At 63.6% G+C, this 6,000-nt stretch carries 8 protein-coding genes; 4 read left to right on the forward strand and 4 right to left on the reverse strand.

All coding sequences use genetic code 11. The annotated features are described in order from the left end of the window. The first annotated feature begins 66 nt into the window (after positions 1 to 66). From TSH20_RS34140 to TSH20_RS34150, 3 genes are all read left to right on the forward strand, one after another. The gene (locus tag TSH20_RS34140) at positions 67 to 528 is read left to right on the forward strand and encodes a phasin family protein (protein ID WP_282183602.1); all 462 of its coding nucleotides are present in this window, start codon (positions 67 to 69) and stop codon (positions 526 to 528) included. 36 nt (positions 529 to 564) lie between these two features. Beyond that, the gene (locus tag TSH20_RS34145; RefSeq protein ID WP_247871614.1) at positions 565 to 1,260 is read left to right on the forward strand and encodes a phosphoribosyltransferase; all 696 of its coding nucleotides are present in this window, start codon (positions 565 to 567) and stop codon (positions 1,258 to 1,260) included. A gap of 133 nt (positions 1,261 to 1,393) precedes the next feature. After that, a complete protein-coding gene (locus TSH20_RS34150) occupies positions 1,394 to 1,705 on the forward strand; it encodes a GYD domain-containing protein (protein WP_109157258.1) in 312 nt (103 codons plus the stop codon). Positions 1,706 to 1,707: 2 nt separating this feature from the next. Here the strand turns inward: TSH20_RS34150 and TSH20_RS34155 are convergent, their stop codons facing one another. Genes TSH20_RS34155 through TSH20_RS34165 form a run of 3 tightly spaced genes read right to left on the reverse strand, consistent with a single transcriptional unit; the run spans position 1,708 to position 4,800 of the window. Continuing rightward, entirely contained in the window at positions 1,708 to 2,757 is a 1,050-nt protein-coding gene (locus TSH20_RS34155; protein WP_146205453.1) for a hypothetical protein, read from the reverse strand. Positions 2,758 to 2,779: 22 nt separating this feature from the next. Beyond that, positions 2,780 to 3,760 (reverse strand): ribose-phosphate pyrophosphokinase, encoded by a 981-nt coding sequence (locus TSH20_RS34160; RefSeq protein ID WP_109157260.1) that lies wholly within the window; start codon positions 3,758 to 3,760, stop codon positions 2,780 to 2,782. A gap of 38 nt (positions 3,761 to 3,798) precedes the next feature. Beyond that, positions 3,799 to 4,800: a universal stress protein gene (locus TSH20_RS34165; RefSeq protein ID WP_146205454.1), complete on the reverse strand. Its 1,002-nt coding sequence runs from the start codon at positions 4,798 to 4,800 to the stop codon at positions 3,799 to 3,801. A gap of 78 nt (positions 4,801 to 4,878) precedes the next feature. Between TSH20_RS34165 and TSH20_RS34170 the strand changes: the two genes are divergently transcribed. Continuing rightward, the gene (locus tag TSH20_RS34170; protein ID WP_109157262.1) at positions 4,879 to 5,400 is read left to right on the forward strand and encodes a BCAM0308 family protein; all 522 of its coding nucleotides are present in this window, start codon (positions 4,879 to 4,881) and stop codon (positions 5,398 to 5,400) included. Between the two features lie 122 nt (positions 5,401 to 5,522). On the opposite strand, the gene TSH20_RS34175 is transcribed toward TSH20_RS34170, so the two are convergent. Further along, on the reverse strand, positions 5,523 to 6,000 hold a 478-nt coding region (locus tag TSH20_RS34175), incomplete at its 5' end, for a helix-turn-helix domain-containing protein (RefSeq protein ID WP_146207514.1).

The following is a 6,000-nucleotide window of genomic DNA, read 5'->3' on the forward strand; positions in this document are numbered from 1 at the left end:
TAAATCCCGCGATGCCCAGCCTGGGCTGGCCGGCGGCAAATGCCGGGCAGAAGAGGAGGAGTATCGATGAGGAGCCACGCGATCAACACACCGGCTTCCCCCCAATTGGAAGGCGCATTTCCAATATGGACCGCCAACACACTGCTGCAAACCAACTTTCTGCAACGGACCGAGGCAATCTTGCGCATGCAGTCGAACCTGTTCGGCGGTTTCGAGACCATGAGCCGCAACTGGCTGGAACATCGCCAGGACGATCTCCAATCGGCATTGTCCACCGTGGAGCGGATGGGAACGGTGGAGGATGCGGCGGAACGATCCTCTCTCTGGAACGACTGGATGGCCGACCGCCTGAAACGCTGGTCGGAAGAGGCGGCCGCGGTGGTGGAGCAGGCGCAGGGCATGTCCCGCGCCATGGCCGAACAGGCATCCGCCAGCGCATCGGTCGACCGGCCCTTCCATCCGAGGGAACGGCGCTTTCCGAGTGCCGAGGGTCGGCGCGACGGCAAGCCCGAGGAAGCGCGCGGCTGAAGCCGCTGTCCTGAAGAAGCACCGGGAGGAGGGCACATGGGCCATTTGCCGGCGATGGAAGGGGGGGACGGAATCACGGCCCTTTTCAGGGACCGGACCGATGCCGGCAGGCGGCTGGCCGAAAAGCTGTCGCCCCTGCGGGATCAGGCGCCCGTTGTCCTGGCCCTCCCGCGCGGCGGTGTTGCGGTGGCGGTGGAGATCGCAAGGAGGCTTCACGCCCCGCTCGGGCTCGTTCTGGTCCGCAAACTCGGTGCTCCGTACCAGCCGGAACTGGCGATCGGTGCGATTGCCAGTTGTGGGGCAGGAGGGAACGCGGCGATCGAGACGGTGATCAATTCCAACGTCGGCCTCCTTTTGCCCGATTCATGGCTCGAAGAGGAGACGGGTCGTCAACTCAAGGAATTGGAGCGACGCCGCACCACTTATCTCGCAGGTCGGCGTCAGCCGGCCATAGCCGGCCGTACCGCCATCCTGGTCGATGACGGCATTGCCACCGGTGCCACCATGCTCGCCGCTCTCCAAGCGGTGCGCAAGGAGGGTCCGAAGGCGCTCGTGTTGGCCGTTCCGGTGGCGCCGGCGGACAGCCTGGCTGCATTCACCGAAACAGCGGACACCGTCATCTGTCTGGAAACTCCCGCCTCTTTCATGTCCATCGGAGCGTTCTACCGCGACTTCCGCCAACTGGATGACTCCGACGTGATCGGTCTTCTCGACGCTGCCAGACAATTTTGAGCGATCTCTTGATCTCGGTTAACGAGGATCGCTCCTCTGCCGTCCATTGTGAAAGCCGAAGAAAAGTCATGAACGCAGCTCGGCTGCCCGGCTGACCTCCCAGCCAGCGGCCACGGGAATGGAGAGGCACGCCATGGCCACATTCATCATGCTGACACGGCTTATCCAGGGGACGAAAGCTCCACCGAAATCCACCGACAAGATCCGGCAGCATCTCGCCGAACAGATCGGCCAGAACTGTCCGGATGTCGAATGGCGAAGCAGCTTTGCCGTTCTCGGTCCCTACGACTTCCTCGACATCTTCACCGCTCCAGGGATTGACGCGGCAATGAGGGTGGCGACCACCGTCCGTGCGTCCGGTTGCGCCCACACCGAAATCTGGGGGGCAAGCGAGTTGCATCCCATCCATGCCGCTGTTCGGACCTCCGACCCTCTGGCCGAATAGGGTCAATGTTTCTCGATGCATGTGAGATATTGATCGATGCGTTCCAACCACCGTCTCCGTTGGGCGGCAGTGGCATCGGCCAGCCGGTGTGCGGCCAGACGGATGCGGATACAGGCGCGGACACTGCGATAGAAGGCGACCAGATGAGGATCGGCCCTGTCTCCGCTCCGCGCCTCGTAAATCTTCAGAAGATGGCTGGCGATCCACCCTTCTCCCAGGCGATCGCATTCAAGACCGAGATAGGAAAGCTCATCAACGGGATCGAGCAGCCGGAGTGCCCGGTCGAATTCAAGGCAGTCGATGATCTGAAGGGGAACCGTAAAAAAGATGTGTTCGGGGCGAAGGTCGCCATGAGCTTCGATGATCCGCCGGCCTTCCGCCCGCTTCCGCAACAGCCCGCGTTGTGTTGTCAAAAACCCTCGCTGCCAGATCGCAGCCTTGTTTGCCCGGTCGGCCATTCCTTTGGGGAGTGTGGTTCTGGCCGCGATCTGGTTCTTCTCAACATCCTGGGCAAATCGGCCTAGGTACCTGTCGGCCGGCATCGGAACGGATCGACTGAAGCGGTAAAATCTCGACAGCGTAATCCCGAGATTCCGGACGTCGCTTGTCTGCAAGGTGTTGGAGCCGATCAATTCGTCCATCCGCCGGTCGGTCGGAAGGCGCTGCATCCAAACCACCCAATCGACGACACGATCGGCAGGCCCAGGCCGCTCGCACAAGCTGAGACCACCATCCGGCCGAAGGGCAAGGCAAAGGGCGGCGTGATAAACCAGCGGACTGAGTCGACGGTTCAACCGTATTTCGGTCAGACAATTTGCATGCCGCAACGCCACCGTCGACAGGTTCACTTCGGGAAGCCGTCGTGGTTTCTTCAGTTTGTATGCATGTCCCTCGGTCAGGAAGACCCAGGAAAGACGGGTTTCGATCGCTTCGACCTGGCTGGGGCGATCGAAATAAACATCGGGCCTCTGTAGGAACTCCACCTTCAATTCGAGCGGATAGTCCTGGTCCGCCGGCATTCGATCCGCGCGCTGTATCGGATGGTCATCCACGTCGGGCGATCCGCCATCTGTTCTAAAGAAGATCGCTCAACGAACCGCCGGCATGCATGCGGGCGATCGCCTCTGCGAACAGCGGAGTGGTGTCCAGAACCGTGAGTCTTCGAACCGCTATGTCGCCCTCCAATCGCCAGGGCGGTACCGTGTCGGTCACCACGACGCTGTCGAAGGCCGGCGACTGCAGCATCTCGACGGCACCTGGCGCGAACACGCCGTGGGTCGCCAGTGCCACCACCGAAAGGGCTCCCGCCGTCCGGCATGCTTCGGCGGCCCGCAGCATGGTGGTTCCCGTCGCAATGAGATCGTCGAGAACCAACACTCTGCAGCCAGCCACGTTGCCGACCAACTGGCCACCGCCGACAACTCCGGCACTGCGGGTCTTCTCCATGAAGGCCAGACCGACCGGCCGGGCAAGGCTGTGCTCCAGCGTTTCGTGAAGCTGTTCGACCCTCTTCATGCCTCCGACATCGGGGGAAACCAGGGCAATCGGGTCATTCCCCGCCGTCGCCTTGACGTGATCGGCAAAAAGGGGTCGTGCCAGAAGATGCTCGGTCCGGCAGCGGAAAGCATTCTCGAATGCGGCCTGATTGTGCACGTCCATCGTGACGACCCGGTCGACACCGGCCGCCTCGAACAGGATCGCCAGTTGGCGCGTTGCCACAGGGTCGCGGGATTTCGTGCGGCGGTCCTTGCGGCTGTAGGCCAGATAGGGGGCCACCACCGTCACCCGGCGCGCGGACGAATCCTTCAGGGCCCCGATGAAAAGCAGGAGCCGCCAGAGCTTGTCATGCACGCTGTCATGAGCATCGCCCAGCAGGGACTGGACAACGAACACGTCGCGGTCCCTGACGCTGATCAAGGGGCGAACCTTCATTTCGCCATCCTCGAAGCGCCTCTCCTCATGCGGGGAAACGGGAATCTCCAGATGGGTGGCGATCCGGCGGCCATGCCGCCAATGCGGGTCCAGATCGAACAGCAGCATTCCATCGTGCGTCATCGATGCCTCCCATGCCGGACTATCAGTGGCTGGCCGCCTCAATGTGCGATCAGGACCGAACATTCGAGAGCGGTCCCCAGCACATGGCGGGTTGCGCCGCCCAGGACCATTTCCCGGAACCGGCTGTGTCCGTAGCCGCCCATGACCAGAAGACCCGCACCGATCTCCGTCGCCCTTCCGGTCAGCAACTCGCCGGTCGGGCGGCCGTCCTTGTGCAGGACGTCGACCGCCACGGAGATGCCGTGCCAGGCCAGATGGTCGGAAAGGCATGTGATCATCGGCGCCGTCGGACCATTGACGTCATCGCCTCCGTCCACCGTCAGTATGGTGGCATTCCGCGCCCGCCGCAGGAGCGGCATGGCCCCGGCGATCGCCCTTGCCGCTTGCCGGCTGCCGTCCCAGGCGATTGCGATCGATGAAAGCGCCTCTCCATCCATGCCTGGTGCCGCCAGCAGGATCGGCTGACCGGTTTCGAACAATGCCGTCTCCAGCCGCAGGACATTGGCCGGAGCATCGAATGGCTGCGCGAACAGGAGGAGGTCGGCACAGCGCCCACGCTGAGTGAGAATGTCCTCCGGCTGGCCAACCATTTCGCGCCATGTCGCTGTGATGGAACCGGACGCGATGGCGGTGTCGGCGTCGGGATAGCCGACGCTGTGAATGCCGGCGCTCGCAACAGCGGCGTCGAAGCTGCGCCTTGCGTGCGATGCCCGTTCCTGGTCCGCCTGCTCCGCCTCCCGGATCAGGCGCTCCAGCATGTCGGATGAGAAGCCCTCGGCAATCGGCGGAATGGCCAACCGCGGGTCGGGCCGAACGTGGAAGACCTCAACATGCCCATGGAACAGCTTGGCGAGGGTAAAGGCGGCGTTCAGCGCCCGTTCGTCGGCGGCGTCACCATCGAGCAGGACAAGTATATGCTTGATCATGAACCGTCTCCTGCAGCGGAGGATAGGTTCCGTACCGTCGCGCCAAAAATCGCAGCCCACCTTGATCCAGGTTAACCAGATCGACCCCGACGGTGAATCTCCGGTCAATCGCAAACGGGTTTATCCAGGTTAAGGCGGCGTTTTGCCTGGGCGCGAGTATACCGCTTTCCGCTCACCGGGGAGGACGTGGCCATGGGACAAAAACCTCAGAACCGCCGCGCGGTCATCGATGGCCGCCTGCAACCGGAACGGCGAGACCGGCTGATCCAGGAGAAGGAGCACGACCCCTACAAATCGGACCTCAAACCCGCCGATCCCAGCGTCTGTTCACGCTGCCACGCGGTCTACGAGGACGGTCGCTGGCGGTGGGGGGCGAGGCCCGCCGATGCGACGGAGACCGTCTGCCAGGCCTGCCAGCGCATCGAGGAGCGGATCCCGGCCGGCATCCTGACGATGAGCGGCGCCTTCGTCCAAGCCCATCGTGCCGAGATCATGGCGCAGGTCCGCCATCAGGAGAAACTCGAGACCGCCGAGCATCCGCTCAACAGGATCATGGACATCCAAGACACCGCCGACGGGATGGACGTGACGACCACGGATCTTCACTTGCCCCGGCGCATCGCCGAAGCGCTCGCTCACCATCACCACGGTGAAGTGACGTGGAAGTACGCCGAGGGCGAGTGCCTCCTCAGGGTGAATTGGCACACCGATTGAGACGCGGACCGGCTGGGAGCGGAGTTGCAGGGAGCGGGCCTTCTCAGGCGATGCGGACCGGGTGGCGTGGGCCGGTCTTGCCTGCGCCACCCGGTCACGGCCATTTGGTCACGGCCAGCTGGTCACGAGGGGCCGATGGGCGATGATATGGGCGATGATCCATGGCATCGGCCGGATGCATTGTGCCAGGTACCCCCGCACCATGTGTCCGGCTCCAACACCGGAGGCGGCGGCGGGAATGCGGACTGGGGCGCCGGCGTCTCGGACATCTCCGCCAGATCGGCCAACCGCGGCCAATCCATGACGCGCAGTCGCCCCTTGGTGAACGACAGCAGTCCGGCGGCCCGCATCTCCTTCAAGGTCCGGCAGACATGAACCGAGGTCAGGCCCGTCGCGTCGGCGATCACCGTCTGGCTGATCGGGAGCGCGAACTCGTCCACACAGTCGTCATCCACACAGGCGCCGGACTCCCGGCGCTGGCGTTGGCACAGCGCGACGAGCAGGCGGGCGATCCGCTCGGTCGCGGTGCAGGTGCCGAGCCCGCCCAGCAGACGCCAGTCCGAAATCGTCTCCGCCGCCAGAAGCGACCACATCCGCAAC

The sequence above is a fragment of the Azospirillum sp. TSH20 genome (assembly GCF_003115935.1).
Lineage (GTDB): Bacteria > Pseudomonadota > Alphaproteobacteria > Azospirillales > Azospirillaceae > Azospirillum.